Source organism: Streptomyces sp. XY006 (assembly GCF_002237655.1).
GTDB lineage: Bacteria > Actinomycetota > Actinomycetes > Streptomycetales > Streptomycetaceae > Streptomyces > Streptomyces levis.
The window spans coordinates 21,014-40,893 of sequence record NZ_NOKT01000021.1; the positions used below are offsets into that span (position 1 = coordinate 21,014).

18 protein-coding genes are annotated in these 19,880 nt (G+C 72.8%); 12 read left to right on the top strand and 6 right to left on the bottom strand.

The window, feature by feature from the left end:
* Positions 1–23: 23 nt before the first annotated feature.
* Both CHR28_RS23885 and CHR28_RS23890 read right to left on the bottom strand, forming a co-directional pair.
* Positions 24–539 carry a DUF3515 domain-containing protein gene (locus CHR28_RS23885; protein ID WP_256984376.1) on the bottom strand — a complete coding sequence of 172 codons (516 nt, stop codon included), beginning with the start codon at positions 537–539 and terminating at the stop codon, positions 24–26.
* A 20-nt stretch (positions 540–559) separates the two neighbouring features.
* Positions 560–793: an Lrp/AsnC family transcriptional regulator gene (locus CHR28_RS23890; protein WP_003997603.1), complete on the bottom strand. Its 234-nt coding sequence runs from the start codon at positions 791–793 to the stop codon at positions 560–562.
* Positions 794–999: 206 nt separating this feature from the next.
* Here CHR28_RS23890 and CHR28_RS23895 point away from each other — a divergent pair, with 206 nt between their 5' ends.
* Positions 1,000–1,965, top strand: coding sequence for a thiamine-phosphate kinase (locus CHR28_RS23895; RefSeq protein ID WP_094055741.1), 966 nt, complete (start codon positions 1,000–1,002; stop codon positions 1,963–1,965).
* Complete coding sequence (gene thiD / locus CHR28_RS23900) at positions 1,962–2,771, top strand: bifunctional hydroxymethylpyrimidine kinase/phosphomethylpyrimidine kinase (protein WP_094055742.1); 810 nt, start codon at positions 1,962–1,964, stop codon at positions 2,769–2,771. Before CHR28_RS23895 ends, thiD begins: the two co-directional genes overlap by 4 nt.
* 177 nt (positions 2,772–2,948) lie before the next feature.
* Here thiD and rpmB read toward each other — a convergent pair whose 3' ends face one another.
* Positions 2,949–3,134 carry a 50S ribosomal protein L28 gene (gene rpmB, locus CHR28_RS23905; protein WP_003993230.1) on the bottom strand — a complete coding sequence of 62 codons (186 nt, stop codon included), beginning with the start codon at positions 3,132–3,134 and terminating at the stop codon, positions 2,949–2,951.
* Between the two features lie 268 nt (positions 3,135–3,402).
* On the opposite strand from rpmB, the gene CHR28_RS23910 reads away from it, so the two are divergent.
* Positions 3,403–5,241: a DAK2 domain-containing protein gene (locus tag CHR28_RS23910; protein ID WP_094055743.1), complete on the top strand. Its 1,839-nt coding sequence runs from the start codon at positions 3,403–3,405 to the stop codon at positions 5,239–5,241.
* 50 nt (positions 5,242–5,291) lie between these two features.
* Here CHR28_RS23910 and CHR28_RS23915 read toward each other — a convergent pair whose 3' ends face one another.
* Together CHR28_RS23915 and CHR28_RS23920 are read right to left on the bottom strand one after the other, a co-directional pair.
* Entirely contained in the window at positions 5,292–8,270 is a 2,979-nt protein-coding gene (locus tag CHR28_RS23915; RefSeq protein ID WP_094055744.1) for a hypothetical protein, read from the bottom strand.
* Positions 8,267–10,105 (bottom strand): HSP90 family protein, encoded by a 1,839-nt coding sequence (locus CHR28_RS23920; RefSeq protein ID WP_094055745.1) that lies wholly within the window; start codon positions 10,103–10,105, stop codon positions 8,267–8,269. The genes CHR28_RS23915 and CHR28_RS23920 overlap by 4 nt, the downstream gene beginning before the upstream one ends.
* A gap of 187 nt (positions 10,106–10,292) precedes the next feature.
* Here CHR28_RS23920 and CHR28_RS23925 point away from each other — a divergent pair, with 187 nt between their 5' ends.
* The 8 genes from CHR28_RS23925 (at position 10,293) to mutM (ending at position 18,721) form a co-directional block, all read left to right on the top strand.
* Entirely contained in the window at positions 10,293–13,535 is a 3,243-nt protein-coding gene (locus tag CHR28_RS23925) for a helicase-related protein (RefSeq protein WP_094055746.1), read from the top strand.
* An 86-nt stretch (positions 13,536–13,621) separates the two neighbouring features.
* Entirely contained in the window at positions 13,622–14,209 is a 588-nt protein-coding gene (gene rsmD, locus CHR28_RS23930) for a 16S rRNA (guanine(966)-N(2))-methyltransferase RsmD (protein ID WP_094055747.1), read from the top strand.
* A gap of 26 nt (positions 14,210–14,235) precedes the next feature.
* A complete protein-coding gene (coaD, locus tag CHR28_RS23935; protein ID WP_094055748.1) occupies positions 14,236–14,715 on the top strand; it encodes a pantetheine-phosphate adenylyltransferase in 480 nt (159 codons plus the stop codon).
* A 121-nt stretch (positions 14,716–14,836) separates the two neighbouring features.
* Positions 14,837–15,940, top strand: a complete 1,104-nt coding sequence (locus CHR28_RS23940) for a cell division initiation protein (RefSeq protein ID WP_094055749.1) — start codon at positions 14,837–14,839, stop codon at positions 15,938–15,940.
* Between the two features lie 128 nt (positions 15,941–16,068).
* The gene (locus CHR28_RS23945) at positions 16,069–16,713 is read left to right on the top strand and encodes a YceD family protein (protein WP_037763916.1); all 645 of its coding nucleotides are present in this window, start codon (positions 16,069–16,071) and stop codon (positions 16,711–16,713) included.
* 2 nt (positions 16,714–16,715) lie between these two features.
* The gene (gene rpmF, locus CHR28_RS23950; RefSeq protein ID WP_007493396.1) at positions 16,716–16,889 is read left to right on the top strand and encodes a 50S ribosomal protein L32; all 174 of its coding nucleotides are present in this window, start codon (positions 16,716–16,718) and stop codon (positions 16,887–16,889) included.
* 19 nt (positions 16,890–16,908) lie between these two features.
* Complete coding sequence (rnc, locus tag CHR28_RS23955) at positions 16,909–17,748, top strand: ribonuclease III (RefSeq protein WP_373453382.1); 840 nt, start codon at positions 16,909–16,911, stop codon at positions 17,746–17,748.
* Between the two features lie 112 nt (positions 17,749–17,860).
* Entirely contained in the window at positions 17,861–18,721 is an 861-nt protein-coding gene (gene mutM / locus CHR28_RS23960) for a bifunctional DNA-formamidopyrimidine glycosylase/DNA-(apurinic or apyrimidinic site) lyase (protein WP_094055751.1), read from the top strand.
* Here mutM and CHR28_RS23965 read toward each other — a convergent pair.
* On the bottom strand, positions 18,694–19,098 hold the full coding sequence (locus CHR28_RS23965) for a winged helix-turn-helix transcriptional regulator (protein WP_094055752.1): 405 nt from the start codon (positions 19,096–19,098) through the stop codon (positions 18,694–18,696). The two genes, mutM and CHR28_RS23965, sit on opposite strands and share 28 nt — an antisense overlap.
* Before the next feature lie 107 nt (positions 19,099–19,205).
* Here CHR28_RS23965 and CHR28_RS23970 point away from each other — a divergent pair, with 107 nt between their 5' ends.
* Positions 19,206–19,790 carry a flavodoxin family protein gene (locus tag CHR28_RS23970; protein ID WP_094055753.1) on the top strand — a complete coding sequence of 195 codons (585 nt, stop codon included), beginning with the start codon at positions 19,206–19,208 and terminating at the stop codon, positions 19,788–19,790.
* Positions 19,791–19,880: the final 90 nt, after the last annotated feature.

The following is a 19,880-nucleotide window of genomic DNA, read 5'->3' on the forward strand; positions in this document are numbered from 1 at the left end:
CTGCGCGGACGGACGGCAGGTGATCAGGAGGCGATCCCCTTGGGGATCGCCTTTTTCACGGCCGCGGCCAGATCGATCAGGACACCGGAGCTGTCCACGCCCTCCGGCACCTGCACCTCGACGTAGACCTTGCGGTTGGCGGTGGTGAACCGGTGGGCGTCGCCCTGCTTCTCCATCAGCCAGTCGACCCCGTTCACACCGCCGGCGACGGCGTCCGCGTCCCGCCCCTCGGCCACCTTCGGATCCACCATCTTCGGCGGCTGCGGTACACCGCAGCGAAGTATGATCGCCGGGCTGCCCCAGGCCGCCGTCAGCGCGGACGCGGGCTCGGGGTCCTCGCGACGCTCACCGTCCACCTTCGCGGGCAGTACCTTGTCCAGGTCCCGGCACAGTTTCGTGACCCCGGCGTCCGGACTGGGAACCGCCGCCGACGCGCTGTCGTCTGCTGAGGAGCAGCCCGCGGCAGTGATCAACAGCGCGAGAGCGGGCAGGCGGAACACGCGGAGGACACGACGGTGCCGGTGACGGAAAGAGTTCACCGGCACAGGGTAGACGGGGGCTAGAGATGGACGACCGGGCAGGTCAGAGTGCGGGTGATGCCGTCCACCTGCTGGACCTTGGCGACCACCATGCGACCGAGGTCGTCGACGGTGTCGGCCTGGGCCCGCACGATCACGTCGTACGGTCCTGTGACGTCCTCGGCCTGGATGACCCCAGGGATCTTGCTGATCGTCTCGGCGACGGTCGACGCCTTGCCGACCTCCGTCTGGATCAGGATGTACGCCTGTACCACGGAACCTCCAGGGCGGCCACGAGGATCATGTGGGGAAAAGGAACGCCACGGTATCGCGTTGCCGCTCGCCGCGGGGAGACCTGCGGATACCGGGTCTTGCGCGCCGGGGCGCAGGTCCGGCAGAACGTGACGGTCACATCGACCGTAACGAGGACCGAGATGCCCCGCGACCGGGCACGGACAGGGACAGAAGGGGAGAAAGGGCAATGAAGGGCACTGTTGGTGAGCTCGGTGAGTTCGGGCTCATCAGGGAGCTCACCTCCCGTCTGACCACCACCCCGGCGGTCCGGGTCGGCCCCGGCGACGACGCCGCCGTGGTGGCCGCACCCGACCGCAGGGTCGTGGCGAGCACGGACATCCTGGTGGAGGGCCGGCACTTCCGCCGGGACTGGTCGACGGCCTACGACGTCGGCCGCAAGGCCGCCGCGCAGAACCTGGCCGACATCGCCGCCATGGGCGCCGTGCCGACCGCGCTGCTGCTCGGCCTGGTCGTCCCGGCCGAGCTGCCGGTGACGTGGCCGAGCGAACTGATGGACGGCCTGCGCGACGAGTGCCAGGTGGCCGGTGCCGCCGTGGTCGGCGGGGACGTCGTGCGCGGCGACTCGATCATGGTGTCGATCACCGCGCTGGGCGATCTACGCAACCAGGAGCCGGTGACGCGGGCGGGGGCGCAGCCCGGCGACCTCGTCGCCGTGACGGGCTGGCTGGGCTGGTCGGCGGCCGGGTACGCGGTGCTGTCCCGGGGGTTCCGCTCGCCGCGGGCGTTCGTGGAGGCCCACCGGCGGCCCGAGCCGCCGTACCACGCCGGGCCGGCCGCAGCCGGGCTCGGGGCGACCGCCATGTGCGACGTGAGCGACGGACTGATCGCCGACCTGGGGCACATCGCCGAGGCCAGCAAGGTGCGCATCGACATCCGCTCCCAGGCGATCGACATCCCGTCCCAGATGAACGACATCGGGCAGGCCGTCGGGGTCGACCCGATGCAGTGGGTGCTGACCGGGGGAGAGGACCACGCGATCGTGGCGACCTTCCCGCCGGATGTGAAGCTGCCCGCCCGCTGGAAGGTCATCGGCGAGGTCCTCAACCCCTCGGCGCTGCCCCAGGTGACGGTCGACGGGGCGCCGTGGACCAGCAAGGGCGGCTGGGACCACTTCGGGGACGTGGAGTCATGAGCCCCACCGTCCCCAGCGTCCCCACCGTCCTCACCGTCGCCGGGTCCGACTCGGGCGGCGGCGCCGGCATCCAGGCCGACCTGAAGACGATGCTCGCGCTCGGCGTCCACGGCATGAGCGTGATCACCGCCGTGACCGCGCAGAACTCGCTCGGGGTGCAGGGCGCCTGGGAGCTACCCGTGGCGGCCGTGCGCGCCCAGTACCGCAGCGTCGTCGACGACATCGGCGTCCAGGCGGTCAAGACCGGCATGCTCGCCTCGGCGGAACTCGTCGAGGAGGTCGCCGAGTTGATCGCCGGAACGGACGCCCCGGCGGTCGTCGACCCGGTCGGCGTCTCCAAGCATGGCGACTCCCTGCTCGCCGCCTCCGCGCTGGACTCGGTCCGTACGAAGCTGCTGCCGGTGGCGACGGTCGCCACGCCCAACCTCGACGAGGTGGCCCAGCTGACGGGCGTGCGCGTCGAGTCGGAGGGCGAGATGCGCCGGGCCGCGGCGGCCGTGCTCGCATACGGGCCGCGCTGGGCGCTGATCAAGGGCGGTCACCTCGCGGGGGACGCCGTGGACCTGCTCACGGACGGCTCCGAGGAGCACTGGCTGCGGGCGCCCCGGCATGACAACCGCCACACCCACGGCACCGGCTGCACGCTCGCCTCCGCGATCGCCGCGCGGCTCGCGAAGGGCGACTCCGTGCCGGAGGCGGTGGCGGCGGCCAAGGAGTACGTCACCGGGGCCGTCGCGGCCGGGTTCGCGCTCGGCGGGGGGATCGGGCCGGTGGACCACGGCTGGCGCTTCCGCGGCGACTCGTGACGGCGCGGGCGGCGGGTGGGGTACGCCGGCGGGCGACGGGCTGAGGGCGATGCGCCTAGGCTGGTCTGTTGGGGCGATGCGCCTTGGCCGTTCCGCTGCGAGCACGCCAAAGAGCCGGTCCACCTGGGTGGACCGGCTCCTTCGGCGAACCAGCAGTGGCCGCGCGCTAGCTGAGCGTCAGCGCGAGACCTTGCCGGCCTTGATGCACGAGGTGCAAGCGTTCACGCGCTTCGGCGTCCCGCCCACCACGGTACGCACACGCTGGATGTTCGGGTTCCAGCGGCGGGACGTACGGCGGTGCGAGTGCGAGATGTTGTTGCCGAAGCCCGGCCCCTTGCCGCAGACGTCGCAGTTGGCAGCCACGGGTCACTCCAAAGACTTCAGATGCACTTACGGTTAATCCCGGCATGCCGGGATCGAGATCCTGTGGCTCCAGGAGCCGGCGAGATCTGAGTGGCGCTGCCAGGTGGGAAAGCCCGATCAGGATCGGGCAACCGGAGCAGCATACAACGGCTGCACCCGTACAAGAAAACTAGCACGGCAGCTCAGGGCCCCGCCCCCGGCCCTCTTCCGGCGGGGACCGCCCCGGGGTCTACGCTGCGTGCCACGTCCAGCAGCTCAGGGAGGCGCGGTGGCGCAGGTGCCGCAGACATTCTTCGATGCTCTCGCGGTGCGCACCTGGTGCGGCCTCGCGCTGGAGACGCTGGGGCGTTCGCGCGAGGAGATCGACGCGATCAACGTGTACCCGGTGGCCGACGGCGACACCGGCACGAACCTGTACCTGACCGTGGAATCCGCGGTCGCGGCCGTCGAGGCGGTGTTCGCCGGGCACGCGGCGGGTCCGGCGGGCGCCGCGGATCCCGCTCCGGCTGGGCCGACCCTGGCCGACGCGGTGCGGGCGATGGCCCACGGGGCGCTGATCGGTGCCCGCGGGAACTCCGGGACGATCCTCGCCCAACTGCTGCGCGGCATGGCCCAGGTACTGGCCGCCGACGCGCACGCGCACGCCGACGGCGGGGACCTGCGCCGTGCCCTGCGGCACGCGGCCGATTCGGCCCGCCAGGCGGTGGCCCACCCCGTGGAGGGCACCGTCCTCACGGTCGCCTCGGCCGCCGCCGACGCCGCCGGCGGTGCCGAGGGCGACTGCGGGAGCGTGGCCCGGGCCGCCTACGCGGGGGCTCGCGAGGCCCTCGCCGCGACCCCGGAGCAGCTGCCCGTACTGGAACGCGCGGGCGTGGTCGACGCGGGCGGGCGGGGGCTGGTGGCGGTGCTCGGGGCACTGGTGGAGACGTTCACGGGGGAGCGGCCGCGCGGGCCGGTGGCGAGCGCCGGGCGGGTGCCGGAGGCGAGGGCCTCGGGGCCGGCGGCCGGGGCGTTCGCGCCGGGGTCCGGGGAGCCGGCCGTGGCGCACGCGCGCGTGGTGCCCGGGCCGGTGGGCGACGAGCCGCCGGTGCGGACCGTGGCGCCCGCGGCCGTGGAGCCCTGCGGCGACCCCCTGACGGCCTGCGCGGATCCGGGCGACGGCACCGCCGTGCCCCACCAGGACGGGCCCGCCTTCGAGGTGATCTACCTCCTGGAGGCCGAGGACGCGGCCGTCGCGCGGCTGCGGCAGCGGCTCGACGCCCTCGGGGACTCCCTGGTCGTGGTCGGCGGCGACGGGCTGTGGAACGTGCACGTCCATGTCGACGACGCGGGCGCCGCCGTCGAGGCCGGGATCGAGGCCGGGCGACCCCACCGGATCAGGATCACGCACTTCGGCGCCCAGGACGTCCACACCACAGGCGCCGAGCGCGCGCCCCGGGAGCGTGCGCAGCGCGCCGTCGTCGCCGTCGTGCCCGGCGAGGGCCTGGCCGGGCTGTACGCCGAGGCCGGCGCGACCACCGTGCTCGCCCGCCCCGGGGAGCCGCCCGCGAGCGGCGAGCTCGTCCAGGCCGTACGGCGGGCCCACGCGCGCGAGGTCGTGCTGCTGCCGAACGACGCCGAGCTGCGCCACACCGCGGCGGCGGCCGCCGAGCAGGTCCGCGCGGAGGGCGTCCGGGTCGCCCTCATCCCGACCCGCTCGGCGATCCAGGGCATCGCGGCGCTGGCCGTGCACGAGCCGGAGCGCCGCTTCGACGAGGACGTCGTGTCGATGACCTCGGCCGCGGGGGCCACCCGGCACGCCGAGGTCACCGTCGCCGAGGCCCAGTCCTGGACCATGGCGGGCATCTGCCAGGCCGGCGACGTCCTCGGCCTGATCGACGGCGACGTGGCCGTGATCGGCTCGGACGTCACGGCCACGGCGGCGGCCGTCCTGGACCGGATGCTCGCGGCCGGGGGCGAGATGGTCACCCTGGTCCTCGGCGACGACGTCCCCGACACGGTCGCCGAGCACCTGGAGGGCCGGGTCCGCGAGGGCTACCTGGCCGTCGACACGGTCGTCTACCGGGGCGGACGGCAGGGATCCCTGCTCCTCATCGGCGTCGAGTAGGCCGGGCGGGCCCGGCAGACGGTGGGGGCGCGTGCCCGGCGCCGGGCGTCTCAGCCCTGGTTCTCCTCCGATGCGACGTTCTCCTCCGACGCGACGCGGAGCAGCTGTTCGGCCTCCGCCCGCCGGGTCCGTACCGCCTCGCCGCCGTCGTCGGACGGTTCCCCGCGGCCCGTGCCGTCGTCACCGGCGTACGCCGCCAGCACCGCACGCGCGCGGGCCCGCGCGTCGGCGAGGCGGCCCAGCTCGACCTCCAGTAGGCCCGCGGTGAGTTCGGCGCCGGTGCGGCTGTGCAGGGCGGCGTCGCCGAGGGAGGCGAACACCTCGGCCGACTGCCGCAGTTGGGCCAGTGCCTCCTCGAACAGGGCCGGGAGCGTGGCCCCGGCGTCGCCCTCGGCGGCCCGGGCCAGCAGGTCGCCGAACTGGCGGTGGGTGTCGCCGAGTTCGGCGACGAACGACTGCCGGGACGCCTCGTCGGGCGCCTCGTCCCGCGCGGTCCCGCACGCCCGGAGCGCGTCCGTCATCAGCGCGCGGGCCGTCGCCACGCCGTCCTGGGCGCGCAACGCCAGCCAGGCGCGGGCGCGCAGGGAACGGACCAGGCCCTGCGGATTGCCAAGGTCCCGCCACAGCTCTCCCGCGCGCGCATAGGCCCGCTCGGCCTCGGCGGCCAGTCCCGCCTGCCCGAGGGACTCCCCGGCCAGGTGCGCGAGGGTCGCGTGGTCGTGCTGCTCGGGCCAGGTGCGGGCGATCTCGGCGGCCTGCAGGCGCCGTTCGGCGGCCGCGCGGTGCTCGCCGAGCTCGCTCAGGCAGTCGCCGAGCCACCACTGCGTCTGCACGATCGCCCCGTCGCCGTGCGTCTCGGCGGTCAGGTCGGGCAGCGCCGACTCCAGCACCTCCGCCGCCTCCGCCCACCGCCCCTGCCGCAGCAGGAACCCGCCCAGCTGCTGCCGCGCCCAGGCGCCCAGGGTGGCGCTCTCGCCGGCTTCGTCGGCCCAGTGCGCGGCCTCCAGCGCGTGCCGCGCGGCCTCCGCGACCTCGTCACGGTTGCCGAGGAGTTCGGCGAGCTGGAGGTGCAGCTGGGCCCGCCCGGGCGCCTCCAGCTGGGCTCCGCCGTGCTCCAGGGCGGCCCGCACGGCCCGTTCCGCCTCGGCCATGTCGCCGAGGTGGTGCGCGAGAGACGCCAGCCGGGCCTCGTACTCCACGGCGAACCAGGGCAGCCCCGCCGCGACGAACGCGGCCGCGCCCCGTCCGAACAGCTCCACGGCCGCCGCCAGGTCTCCCCGCAGTCCCGCCAGCTCGGCGAGCATCGCCTGGGCCTCGGCGGCCCGCGCGGCCAGCCGCACGTCGTCGCCGGTGCGCCCGTCGACGAGCGCCAGGACCTCGCGTACGGCGGCCTCGGCCGCGCCGTACACCGCCTCCGCGCCGGGCTCCTGCGCCTCCGTGTGCGCCCGGCGCAGCAGTACCCGGGCCCGGCCCATCAGGACGGCCGCCGTCTGCCGCGTCCCCGTGCCCCCGGCGGCGTACAGCGCGAGGACCTCCTCGTACGGCCCGGCCACGGCCGCGACCGCCTCGGCCACGTCGCCCCCCAGAGCGCGCACGTACGCCGCACGCGCGCGTGCCGCCAGGGCCTCGCCCGGGTCGCCGGCCCGCGCGTACAGCTCCGCGGCCCGTTCGAACAGCGTGGCGCCCGCCGGGCCGAGGCCCATCGCCTCGTGGTCGGCGATCTCGGCCCGGTCGCGCGGGTCCAGTTCGACGCCCTCAGCGGCCCGCGCGACCGCCGCCCACGCCTCCACGGCGTGCGGTCGCAGGTGGTCCGACAGCCGCCGTGCCTCGGCCAGCAGGGCGGGCAGGTCCGGCTGCCCGCCGACGGGGACCGCGACCGCCGGGGGAGCGGACACCGGGGGAGCGGGCGCCGGACCGACCGAGCGCACCCCCAGCGGCAGCCGCTCGGCCAGCGGCTTCTGCGCCATGCGCGCGCGGGCACGCTCGCCCACGTGGGCCGTGCCGTTGCGCTCGTCGAAGCGGGCCGCGAGCGCGAGGGCGTCCGCACGCGCGCGTGCGGCGAGTTCCCGGGCCGTCCACTCCCGGCCGGGCGGGCCCGGCACCGGCCGGTCGCCGAGACCGAGGGCGGTGAGGCGGTCCATGAGCAGGGCCACCACGCTCAGGAAGTCCAGCCTGCTCTGCGGCTGCCCGTCGTCCGTGAAGTACGCCGGCCGCTCCGCGAGCAGTTCGAGTCCCCGCGCCTCGTTGCCGGTCAGCGCGCAGAACTCCACGTGCTCCGCATAGGCGCCGCGCATGCTCTCCATGGCCCGGACCAGCCGGAACCCCCGCAGATGGTTGGCCCGAGCCTCGTCCAGGCGGCCCAGCCGCAGCAGCGGCACCAGGGAGGAGGCCAGGACCGTGTGCGGCTCGTGGGCGCAGGTGTACCGGCCCTCCAGCACCGGCCGCCACAGCTCAAGGGCCTCCTCGTCCCGGCCCAGCTCGGCCTGCCACCAGCCCTGCCCGTGCAGCTCGCAGGCGTGGCAGTCGGACATGGCGTCCCGGTCGGCGGCCAGCCACGCGGCGTAGGCCCGCTCCGCGCGCGCCACGTCCCCGACATGCGCGGCCACACTGTGCTCGGCGCTGCGCACGGCAGCTTCCGAGTAGCCGGCGAGCCGGTAGCGGCGCTCCATCTCGCCGAGCCACTTCTCGATCGAGGCGAGCGGGATGTGCGGCTGGTCGAGCATGCCCGACGACACCCACTTGAAGACCCAGTGCAGCGAGTGCGCCTCGAACTCGTCGAAGTCCTCGGGCCGTTCGTCCCACATGCGCAGCAGCCGCGCGAAGGGGACGAACATCTTCCCCTTCTCGGAGCTGTAGTTGTAGACCTTCAGCTGGTGCCCGAGCGCCTCGATCACGGCGAGCGGGACGTTCAGCTGCTCGGCCGCCGCCAGCAACTGCTCCGCGCGCGCGTTGCGGGCCGGTCCCTCCGGCTGCTCGGAGTTCTCCGCCATCGCCCGGCGCAGTGCGTCGACATCCGTGATCTCCGTCATGACCGGCCGTCCTCGCTGTGGGTGGCCCACTCCAGCAGGTTGATGAACGCGCGGTTGAGCAGCGCCGAGTCGGCGGGCCCGAGCGGCCGCTGCGCCATCAGCAGCGCCTGCCCGTACAGCGACTCCGTGGCCGTGCCGACGAGTTCCGGGTCGGGCAGGGCGCCGATCCGCCGCACGAGCGGGTTCAGATGGTTGAGCACCAGACGCGCGCGGGGCGCGCTGCCGCGCAGGGACCCGAGGATCCCCGCCCACAGGTCGTCGGCGCGCTCCTCGGCGTCCGCCCGGGCCTGCTCGTGCCGGGCGTCCCGGTCGTCGAGGTGCAGCGCGGGCACGGACAGCGGATGGAACGCGCGCAGCACGACGTCGCAGCCCAGCGGGTCGAGCCGGGCCCGCGCGGCGGCCAGGAAACCGGACAGGGCCAGCTCCTCGGCCGGGTCGACCGCGTCCAGATGCGCGGTCACCGTCTCGGCGTCCAGCTCGGCGACCACGGTCCCCGGCCGCACCGACGGCAGCGCCTCCACCAGCTCGCTGTCGTACGTGTAACCGCCGTTGATCACGCCGATGCCCTGCGCGGACGCGATCGGCGCGACCTGCCGGTACTCCTCCACCGTCCGCGTGAAGTGCACCACCGGGTGCCGCTGCGCGAACTCCTCCAGCGACAGCCGCCCGTCCGTCGTCTCGAACGGCAGCCACGGCAGCATCGTGCGCAGCATCTCCCGGTCGTGCCGGGCCAGGGACTTCACGCCCAGGTGGTGCACCGCGAGGAACGCGGCCAGCCGCTCCGGATCACCGGCCGCGAGCCCCGTCAGCCAGGCGCGGATCCGCTCCCCCAGCGCCTCGCGCACGGCGGCCAGCGTCTCGTCCTCGTACAGCGCCTCGCGCGAGGCCGTCGGCCGCAGGCTGTCCGTGTCGAGCACGCAGCGCACGAAGAACGCCCAGTCGGGCAGCAGCTGTTCGGCCCGCTCGGTCAGCAGCATGCCCTTGAGGTGCACGCGATGCCCCGCGCGCTGCGCCGGGCTCACCGCCGCAGGCAGCACGTACGCCACCCCGCGGACGCCCGCCACCGGCACGGACAGGTCGACGGTGTCCAGCGGCGTGAACCCGAACAGGTCGTGGCAGTGCCGCGCGAGGGCGACGCGGCGGGCGGCCGGGCCCGGGTACGGACGGTCCCAGGGCGCGGGCAGGTCGGTGACCGCCTCGTCGCCCACCCGGACGTCGTACGGCAGCAGCGACCCGAAGTCCCGGGCCAGCGCCTCGACCCGCGCGGGCGTGAGCCACTCCGCCGCCCCGGCCCGGGCCACCAGGTGCACAGTGGTGCCCGGTTCGCGCCGCTCGGCGTCCGGCAGCGTCCGCACCGTGTACGAACCGTCGTCGGACGCCGTCCACTCCACCGGCGGCGCCCCGGGCGTACGGGCGCTGCGGCTGACCACGCGGATCCGCTCGGCGACGACGAAACACGCCAGCAGCCCGATGCCGAACTGCCCGAGAAAGTCGGACCGGGCCTCCTGCAGCCCCTCGGCACGCTTGGAACTGCGCCCGATGGTGGCGAGCAGGCTGTGCACGTCCGCCTCGGTGAGCCCCACGCCGGTGTCCTCGACGCGCAGCGCGCCGCCCTCCGCGTACAGCCGGACCCGGGCCGGAGCGTCGGGTTCCGTCGCGCGTCTGGCGGTGATCGCGTCCACGGCGTTCTGCAGCAGTTCCCGCAGGTACACCTTCGGACTGGAGTAGAGGTGGTGGGAGAGCAGGTCCACCAGACCACGCAGGTCGACCTGGAACGTATGAGGTGACGGGGGCGAGGGAGGGGGCTGGGATGCCGGTGAGGTGTGGGAGTCCATCTTCACGGCGCCGGTGGGGGACTCGCGACGGCGCGGGGTCGGGCGGTCCCGGTGGGGCGGTGACCGCGAAAGAGGGCCGGGAGCGCGTCATCCTATGGCCCGGGCGAGCCGCCTGACCAGGGGTTTCCGGGATCTTTACGGCGATCCGGCCACGGCCTGGGAGCCATTGTCAGTGGCGTGGTGTGCAATGGATCTCGTGCCCGCACTGGAAGAACCGCTGCAACAACCCCTGAAGTCGGTGCTCGGCCCCGCCACCGCGAAGGTGATGGCCGAGCACCTCGGCCTGCACACCGTCGGCGACCTGCTCCACCACTACCCGCGCAGATACGAGGAGCGCGGCCAGCTCACCCACCTCGCCGACCTCCCCATGGACGAGCACGTCACGGTGGTCGCCCAGGTCGCCGACGCCCGGCTGCACACCTTCGCCTCCGCCAAGGCCCCGCGCGGCAAGGGCCAGCGCCTGGAGGTCACGATCACCGACGGCAGCGGCCGGCTCCAACTGGTCTTCTTCGGCGCGGGCGTCCACAAGCCCCACAAGGAACTCCTGCCGGGCACCCGCGCGATGTTCGCCGGCAAGGTCTCCGTCTTCAACCGCCGCCTCCAACTCGCCCATCCCGCTTACGAGTTGCTGCGCGGCGACCCCGAGGAATCCGTCGAGACCTGGGCGGGCGCCCTGATCCCGATCTACCCCGCCACCGCCAAGCTGGAGTCCTGGAAGATCGGCAAGGCGATCCAGACGGTCCTGCCCACCGCACAGGAGGCCGTCGACCCGCTCCCGGACACCCTGCGCGAGGGCCGCGGCCTGGTCCCGCTCCCCGAGGCCCTCCTCAAGATCCACCGCCCGCACACCAAGGCCGACATCGAGGACGCCCGCTCCCGCCTGAAGTGGGACGAGGCCTTCGTCCTCCAGGTCGCCCTCGCCCGCCGCCGCCACGCGGACGCCCAACTCCCCGCCGTCCCCCGCCGGCCCGCCCCGGACGGCCTCCTCACCGCCTTCGACGCCCGCCTGCCCTTCACCCTCACCGAAGGCCAGCAGCGCGTCTCCCGCGAGATCTTCGCCGACCTGGCCACGGACCATCCGATGCACCGGCTGCTGCAGGGGGAGGTCGGCTCGGGCAAGGCCCAGCCCCTCGACTCGCTGGTGCTCACGCCCACGGGCTTCCGCTCGATGGGGGATCTGCGGGTGGGCGACGAGGTGGTGGTGCCGGACGGGGGTGTCGCCCTGATCGATGGCGTCTTTCCACAGGGCGACCGCGACGTGTGGCGCTTGGTCCTGTCGGACGGAAGTTCCGTCGAGTGCGACGACGAGCATCTCTGGATCGTCGGCACGAGCTGTGCTTGGCACCGTGGTGAGGCTCCCAAGGTCATGACAACCCGGGAGATCCGTCTCGACACGTACAAGGCCAACGGTTCCTCGAAGTGGTACATCCCACCGGCGAAGCCGGTCGATCTCAGCGGCGACGCCGGGCTGCCTCTCGACCCGTATCTGCTCGGGCTGCTGTTGGGGGACGGCTCGTTCCGGCACAATCTCCGGCTTTCCACCATCGACGACGAGATCCGTGACGCGGTGGCGGCGGCAGTGGCGCCCGAATGCCGGCTGGTACCGGTGAAGGGGTCCCGCTGTGACTACACGATCCAGCTCAAGCAGCGTGCCGGAGGCGTGCGCAACCCGGTGATCCAGGTCCTGCGCGAGCTGGGCCTCTGGGGGAGGACGTCCCACGACAAGTACGTTCCTCAAGCTTTCAAGAACGCTCCGGTCAAGGACCGTCTCTCCGTGCTGCAGGGACTTCTGGACACGGACGGCACTGTTCACGCCGACGGCACGAGTGTTTCCCTCTGCTCGGCTTCGCGCCGGCTCGCGGAGGACGTCGCATGGCTCGTGCGTTCGCTGGGCGGCCGGGCCCGAGTACTGCCGAAGAAGACGGCGTACAACGTGCAGGTGTCCCTGCCGGACGATCACGCCCCGTTCCGGCTCACGCGCAAAGCAGAACGGATGCGTCCGAGGCCGAAGTACACCTCGTTCCGACGCGGCATCCGGGCGGTCGAGTACGTGGGGCGAAAGCCCGTGCAGTGCATCAGCGTCGCCCACCCGAGCCATGCCTATGTCACCGACAACTTCACGGTCACACACAACACCATGGTGGCGCTGCGCGCCATGCTCGCTGTCGTCGACTCCGGCGGGCAGGCCGCGATGCTCGCGCCCACCGAAGTGCTCGCCCAGCAGCACCACCGGTCGATCGTGGAGATGATGGGCGAGCTGGCCGAGGGCGGCATGCTGGGCGGGGCCGAGCAGGGCACCAAGGTCGTCCTGCTCACCGGCTCCATGGGCACGGCCGCCCGCCGCCAGGCCCTGCTCGACCTCACCACCGGCGAGGCCGGCATCGTCATCGGCACCCACGCGCTGATCGAGGACAAGGTGCAGTTCCACGACCTGGGCCTGGTCGTCGTCGACGAACAGCACCGCTTCGGCGTCGAGCAGCGCGACGCCCTGCGCGGCAAGGGCAAGCAGCCCCCGCACCTGCTCGTCATGACGGCCACGCCCATCCCGCGCACGGTCGCCATGACGGTCTTCGGGGACCTGGAGACCTCCGTCCTCGACCAGCTCCCGGCCGGCCGCTCCCCGATCGCCAGCCATGTCGTCCCGGCCGCCGACAAGCCCCACTTCCTGGCCCGCGCCTGGGAGCGGGTCCGTGAGGAGGTCTCCAACGGCCACCAGGCCTACGTCGTCTGCCCCCGCATCGGCGACGAGGAGGACGACCCGAAGAAGACCGGCCGCAAGAAGCCCCCGGAGTCCCCGGAGGACGCCGCCGAGAAGCGCCCGCCCCTCGCCGTCCTGGACGTGGCCGACCAGCTCGCCAAGGGCCCCCTGAAGGGCCTGCGCGTGGAGGTCCTGCACGGCCGCATGCACCCGGACGACAAGGACGCCGTCATGCGCCGCTTCGCCGCCGGCGACACCGACGTCCTGGTCGCCACCACGGTCATCGAGGTCGGCGTGAACGTCCCCAACGCCACCGCCATGGTGATCATGGACGCCGACCGCTTCGGCGTCTCCCAGCTCCACCAGCTGCGCGGCCGTGTGGGCCGCGGCTCGGCCCCCGGCCTGTGCCTGCTGGTCACGGAGATGCCCGAGGCGAGCGCCGCCCGCCAGCGCCTGAACGCCGTGGCGGCCACGCTCGACGGCTTCGAGCTCTCCCGCATCGACCTGGAACAGCGCCGCGAGGGCGACGTCCTCGGCCAGGCCCAGTCGGGCGCCAGGACCTCCCTGCGCATGCTCGCCGTCATCGACGACGAGGAGATCATCGCGGAGGCGAGACAGGAAGCGACGGCCGTGGTCGCCGCCGACCCGGAGCTGACGCGCCTCCCGGCCCTGCGGACGGCCCTGGACGCCCTCCTGGACGAGGAGAGGGAGCAGTACCTGGAGAAGGGGTGAGGGTGACCGACCCTCCTTCAGGGACGCGAGGAACTGCGCGACCAGCCACACTGATACCGAAAGCCGCCCACGACCAAGGACCGAAGATGACCCGCGTGATCGCCGGCAGCGCCGGCGGACGTCGCCTGGCCGTACCCCCAGGCACGGGCACCCGCCCCACCTCCGACCGCGCACGCGAAGGCCTCTTCTCCACCTGGCAGTCGCTCCTCGGCGGCCCCCTGGACGGCGAGCGAGTGCTGGACCTCTACGCGGGCTCCGGCGCGGTCGGCCTGGAGGCCCTGTCCCGGGGCGCGGGCCACACGCTCCTGGTCGAGGCCGACGCCAGAGCCGCCCGCGTCGTCCGCGAGAACGTGAAGAACCTCGGCCTCCCCGGCGCCGAGGTCAGAGCGGGCAAAGCGGAACAGATCATCCGCACCGCACCCCCCGGCGACCCGTACGACCTCGTCTTCCTCGACCCGCCGTACGCCGTCACGGACGACGATCTTCGGGAGATCCTCCTCACACTCCGCTCGGAGGGCTGGCTCGCCGGGGAAGCCCTCGTCACCGTGGAGCGCAGCACCAGAGGCGGCGAATTCCGGTGGCCCGAGGGTTTCGAACCCCTCCGGGCCCGTCGCTACGGCGAGGGAACGTTTTGGTACGGTCGCGCCGCCTCTACGTGCGAAGACGCACGATGACCGGACCGGAGAGCGAGGGATCACAAGTGCGCCGTGCCGTCTGTCCCGGGTCGTTCGACCCGATCACCAACGGACACCTCGACATCATCTCCCGCGCCTCCAGGCTGTACGACGAGGTCTACGTCGCGGTGATGATCAACCAGGCCAAGCGGGGCCTGTTCGAGATCGAGGAGCGGATCGACCTGATCCGCCGGGTCACCGCCGAGTACGGCAACGTCCGCGTCGAGGCCTTCCACGGCCTGCTCGTCGACTTCTGCAAGCAGCGCGACATCCCCGCCATCGTCAAGGGCCTGCGCGCGGTCAGCGACTTCGACTACGAGCTGCAGATGGCCCAGATGAACAACGGCCTCTCGGGCGTGGAGACCCTCTTCATCCCCACCAACCCCACCTACAGCTTCCTGTCGTCCTCCCTGGTCAAGGAGGTCGCGACCTGGGGCGGCGACGTCTCGCACCTGGTGCCCGCCGAGGTCCTCCAGGCGCTCACCGAGCGGCTGCGCAAGGACTGAACGCGCCCCCGCGCCCCCCGGCGAGCTGACCACCCGTCACCCGGTGTCCGCGGGGGACCCCGTGGCCGTACAGTTCGTCCCGTCCGTCTCCAACGCATCTGTAGAGAGTGGCGAGCACACGGTGGACGTGCAGAAGAAGCTCGACGAGATCGTCACCACGATCTCCGGCGCCCGGTCCATGCCCATGTCGGCCTCGTGCGTGGTCAACCGCGCCGAGCTGCTCGCGATGCTGGAAGAGGTGCGCGCGGCGCTGCCCGACTCCCTCGCCCAGGCCCAGGAGCTGATCGGCGGCCGTGAGCAGATGGTCGAGCAGGCCCGCCAGGAGGCCCAGCGGATCATCGACAGCGCCCACGCCGAGCGCGGCTCGCTGATCTCCGACACCGAGATCGCCCGCCGCTCCCAGGCCGAGGCCGACCGGATCCTCGCCGAGGCCCGCAAGGAGGCCGAGGAGGTCCGCGCCGAGGCCGACGAGTACGTCGACTCCAAGCTCGCCAACTTCGAGGTCGTCCTCACCAAGACCCTCGGCTCGGTCGGCCGCGGCCGCGAGAAGCTCCTCGGCACCGGCCCCGGCACCGACGAGCAGGGCTACCAGGACGAGGACGCCCCCGAGCGCAGCCACGACCCGGAGACCCAGCGCCGTACCGCCGACGAGTACGTCGACGCCAAGCTCGGCGCCTTCGAGGCGGTCCTCGCCAAGACGCTGGAGGCCGTCGGACGCGGCCGGCAGAAGCTGCACGGCCGGATCGCCACCGACGACCTCGGCGCCCTGGCCGACGACACCAGCACGGTCCAGCACTCCAGCGACGCGGACTACCTCGCCGACCTGGCCGCCCTCGCCGAGCAGCCGCCCACACCCGCCGAGCGCCCCGCCGCCCAGCAGCAGGACTACGGGCAGCCCCAGCCGGCGTACGGCTACCAGCAGCAGCCCGACCCCTACGGCGGCTATCCGCAGCAGGCCTACGCGGCCCAGCACGACCCGTACGGCTACCAGCAGGCCGACCCCTACTCCCCCACCTCCGGCTACGCTCCGGCGGGAGGTGCCCCCTTCCAGGGCTACGACCCGCAGCAGGCCGCCTACGACCCGAACCAGCAGCAGCCGCAGCAGGGACACCAGAGCCAGCAGGGCCAGCAGGGGTACGCCCTCGACGAGACCAGCCTGTTCGACACCAGCATGATCAGCGCCGAGCAGCTGCGGGCCTACGAGCAGGGCCGCGGCCAGGGCTGAGCACCGGATTGGGCCGACAGCGAAAGGTCCAGTATCCTGGCTGTTCGGTCGCGCGTACGTCCGCGATCAACGCTGCCCGGGAACACCGCGGGGCAGTGTCCCTCTGAGCTCGAAGATCGAAAGCAGGAATGGCTCTGAACGCCCGCCTCGACCACCGCAACCCCCTCGTGTTCGACACGCACGAGCTGGGCCGGCGGCCTGGTGCGCTGCAGCGCCTGACCCGCACGGTCGACGCTCCCCAGGACCTCGGTATCAAGGGAGTCATCGGAGTGCCGGAAGGCGCCCCGGTGGAGCTCGAACTCCGTCTGGAGTCGGTCATGGAAGGGGTGCTCGTCACAGGCACCGCCCGTGCCACGGCCGAGGGGGAGTGCGTAAGGTGTCTGGAGCCGCTGGAGCAGCAGCTCGAAGCGGACTTCCAGGAGATGTTCTCGTACCCTGACGCCGACGACCGGGGCCGCGTGATCGCGGAACCGGGCGACGACGCCGAGGACGACGAGGACAGGCTCTTTCTCGAGGACGGCTTGTTCGACCTCGAGCCCGTGCTGCGTGATGCGGTGGTGCTCGCACTGCCGATGCAGCCGGTGTGCCAGGAAGACTGCCCTGGTCTGTGCGCCGAGTGCGGCGCGCGGCTGGCGGACGACCCGGACCACCACCATGACGCCGTCGACATCCGTTGGGCGGCATTGCAGGGACTCGCCGACACCATGTCGGACGGCGAGAAGGACGAGATGAGCGGCGCCGAAGCGGGCGTCGACGAGAAGCAGGAGAAGTAGCCGTGGCTGTTCCGAAGCGGAAGATGTCGCGCAGCAACACGCGCCACCGCCGGTCGCAGTGGAAGGCTGCGGTCCCCACCCTGGTTGCGTGCGAGCGCTGCCACGAGCCCAAGCTGCAGCACATCGCGTGCCCGTCGTGCGGCACCTACAACAAGCGCCAGGTCCTCGAGGTCTGAGCGGCTGGTGAGAGGCACTGTGTCCACGCCTAAGAACAAGTCTTCCCGCGTGAGCGGGAGTGCTCCGGCGGACAACCAGGCCTCGTCCCACACGCTTCTGGAAGGGCGGCTCGGCTACAAGGTCGAGTCCGCCCTTCTGGTGCGCGCACTGACCCACCGGTCGTACGCATACGAGAACGGCGGTCTGCCGACCAACGAGCGCCTGGAGTTCCTCGGGGACTCCGTCCTCGGCCTCGTGGTCACGGACACGCTGTACCGCACCCACCCCGACCTGCCGGAAGGCCAGCTGGCCAAACTGCGGGCCGCGGTGGTGAACTCGCGTGCGCTCGCCGAGGTGGGCCGCGGGCTCGACCTGGGCTCCTTCATCCGGCTCGGCCGCGGTGAAGAGGGCACGGGCGGGCGGGACAAGGCGTCCATCCTGGCCGACACCCTGGAAGCGGTGATCGGCGCGGTCTACCTCGACCAGGGCCTGGACTCGGCGGCGGAGCTGGTGCACCGCCTGTTCGACCCCCTGATCGAGAAGTCCTCGAACCTCGGAGCCGGCCTGGACTGGAAGACCAGTCTCCAGGAGCTCACCGCGACCGAGGGGCTCGGCGTCCCCGAGTACCTGGTCACGGAGACCGGCCCCGACCACGAGAAGACCTTCACTGCTGCCGCCCGCGTCGGAGGCGTCTCGTACGGCACCGGCACCGGCCGCAGCAAGAAGGAGGCGGAGCAGCAGGCCGCCGAGTCCGCCTGGCGGTCCATCAGGGCCGCCGCGGACGAGCGTGCCAAGGCGGCGAAGGCCGCCGAGGAGACGCAGACGGCGGCGGCCCAGGCCGCCCACACGGCCGTCGACGGCAGCACCGTCGACGGCTGACGAGTCGGCCGCCCGCACCGGGCGTCCGGCCACAGCACAGCGCACCCGAGCGCCCGCCCCTGCCCGGGGGCGGGCGCTCGGGTCGTCCGCAGGTTTGTGACGGGGGATTCCCATGCCCGAGTTGCCCGAGGTCGAGGTCGTACGGCGCGGTCTGGAGCGGTGGGTCGCCCACCGGACCGTCGCCGAGGCCGAGGTGCTGCACCCACGCGCGGTGCGCCGCCACCTCGCGGGCGCCGACGACTTCGCGCACCGCCTCAAGGGCCACCGCGTCGGCGTCCCGAGCCGCCGCGGCAAGTACCTGTGGCTGCCCCTGGAGGACACGGACCAGTCGATCCTGGCCCACCTCGGCATGAGCGGCCAGCTGCTGGTCCAGCCGCACACGGCCCCGGACGAGAAGCACCTGCGCATCCGCGTCCGCTTCACCGACGCCCTGGACACCGAACTGCGCTTCGTCGACCAGCGCACCTTCGGCGGACTGTCGCTGCACGAGAACACCCCGGCCGGGCTGCCCGACGTCATCGCGCACATCGCCCGGGACCCGCTCGACCCGCTCTTCGACGACGAGGCCTTCCATCAGGCACTGCGCCGCAAGCGGACCACGATCAAACGCGCCCTGCTCGACCAGTCGCTGATCAGCGGCGTCGGCAACATCTACGCGGACGAGGCCCTGTGGCGCTCCCGCCTCCACTACGAGCGCCCCACCGCCACCTTCACCCGCCCGCGCACCCTGCAGCTCCTGGGGCACGTTCGGGACGTGATGAACGCGGCCCTCGCCGTGGGCGGCACCAGCTTCGACAGCCTGTACGTCAACGTCAACGGCGAGTCGGGCTACTTCGACCGGTCCCTCGACGCGTACGGCCGCGAGGGCCTGCCCTGCCGGCGCTGCGGCACGCCCATGCGCCGCCGGGCCTGGATGAACCGGTCGAGCTACTTCTGCCCGCAGTGTCAGCGGGCGCCGCGCGTCTCGTCGTAGCGCTCGCGCGCGGCGAGCACGTCGTCCATCCGGCCCTCCACGAAGTGGATGAGGCTCAGCAGCCGCTCGGCGACCTCGCGCCCGAGCGGGGTCAGCTCGTAGTCCACCCGGGGTGGGTTGGTGGGCTGCGCCTCGCGGTGCACCAGGCCGTCGCGCTCCAGGGCGTGCAGCGTCTGGGAGAGCATCTTCTCGCTCACGCCGTCGACGCGGCGGCGCAGTTCGTTGAAGCGCAGCGAGCCCTCGTACAGGGCGCCGAGCGTCAGTCCGCCCCAGCGTCCCGTGACGTGTTCGAGCGTGCCGCGCGAGGGACAGGCCTTGGCGAACACGTTGTACGGGAGGTCGTCCAGCCTCTCCGCGGGCTCCTGGGTGGTGGTCATGACACCAGCGTACGCCAGCACAGCGCTAACCGACAGCTTGCACTAACCAAAAGTTAGTGCTTTCCTGTGGTCACTGTCATTGACCTGCCGCTCTCAGGAGTACCCACGTGACCACCCCTGTCGTCTCCCTCGCCTACCACTCCGGCTACGGCCACACCGCGGTCCTCGCCGAAGCCGTCCGTGCCGGTGCCGTCGAAGCCGGAGCCGAGGTGCATCTGATCAGCGTCGACGAGATCACCGAGGAGCAGTGGGCGATTCTCGACCGCTCGGACGCGATCGTGTTCGGATCGCCGACCTACATGGGCACCGCGTCCGGCGCCTTCCACGTCTTCGCGGAGGCCACGTCCCAGCGGTGGGCCACCCAGGCCTGGAAGGACAAGCTGGCCGCTGGCTTCACCAACTCCGCCTCCAAGAGCGGCGACAAGCTGCACACCCTCCAGTACTTCCAGATCCTCGCCGCCCAGCTGGGCATGCACTGGGTCAACCTGGGCCTGCTCCCGGGCTGGAACAGCAGCACCGGCTCCGAGCACGACCTGAACCGCCTGGGCGTCTTCGCGGGCGCCGCGGCCCAGACCAACGCCGACGAGGGCCCGGAGGCCGTCCACAAGGCCGACATCGCCACGGCCGAACAACTGGGCCGCCGCGTAACGGAAACGACCAGGACGTTCCTCAGGGGCCTGGCAGCGGCGTGAGCTCTACGCTGACGCGATGAGCAGCGAGCGCGACTCGCTCGCGCCTCCCTGCGTGGCTGGACCGCACCGGTCCTGGATGCGCCCGGGCCG